This window comes from Chromatium okenii, from assembly GCF_016583745.1.
GTDB classification, from domain to species: Bacteria; Pseudomonadota; Gammaproteobacteria; order Chromatiales; family Chromatiaceae; genus Chromatium; species Chromatium okenii.
Window position 1 is genome coordinate 1 of sequence record NZ_NRRQ01000104.1, and the last position, 882, is coordinate 882.

Consider the following 882-nt stretch of genomic DNA (forward strand, 5'->3'; position numbering starts at 1 on the left):
ATTTCTTTCAGTATCTCAATCTGTTGGTTGAGCATCTCAATCATCGACGAATCATCGTGATGGCTTTCAATCTCAGCAGCGTAGGCACGAAGGGCAGTGGGTAAATCGGTGGGAATGGCTGCGGATGTGGGCTGCTTCATTGCCTTAGCACGGAAATAAACCTTGACCAGCTCTTTTTGCACCGCCCAAGCCAGATCATCAGTGAAGGACTTGACCAAGAGCAGATAACCGGACTCGGTGATAACGATCAAACCACGCGGCGGAATCTTGATTCCAAAAGGACGAAATTCGTCCTTTTGAGTGTAATCAATAAGATAGAAGTCATCGCCTGCGGTTAAGCGGGATTTGTTCTCACGAAAACTACGTTTGGTCGTTCCGTCCGGGCGGTCATGCAGTTTGTCAATCTGGGCGAACGTGAGCACGCGCTGACCGCAAAATTCGACAGGCTGAACTTCGATGGAGTGGATCACAACAGAGTTTGGTAATGCTGACATAACAGACTCCTGATTGGTTTAGGAATCCGCCGTTGTTCCAATAGTGGCGGCGGACTACGCGAGGTTGGAACTACCGGAGGAGTAACCGGCGAGCTTTTCAGCTCCCTCACGCAGCCAGCCATTGATCGTGCGGGCACAAAAAATGCGCCTTCTCGCTGGTGGCACTACGCGCTCCTTTATTCCGGGGTTCCAATCCCGACCGCCAATGAGTGACGGCAAGATCAGCCTATACCGAGATGAACGCGGGCGTCAAGGTGACTACCGTTGGTTCAGACACAAAAAACCCCGGCTGACCGGGGTTGTGTGGCAGGTTTGTTCAATGTTCACCACCGAAATGTGATCTCTAAATACGCTTTGATTGTCTTCAGTTCTTCAAAGGTTCCAATAA

Annotated in this window: 1 protein-coding gene; it reads right to left on the reverse strand. The window is 50.6% G+C overall.

The features are described 5' to 3' along the window. The coding region (locus CKO12_RS14350) for an ORF6N domain-containing protein (protein ID WP_200155397.1) at positions 1 to 494 on the reverse strand (494 nt) is incomplete at its 3' end. Between the last annotated feature and the right edge of the window lie 388 nt (positions 495 to 882).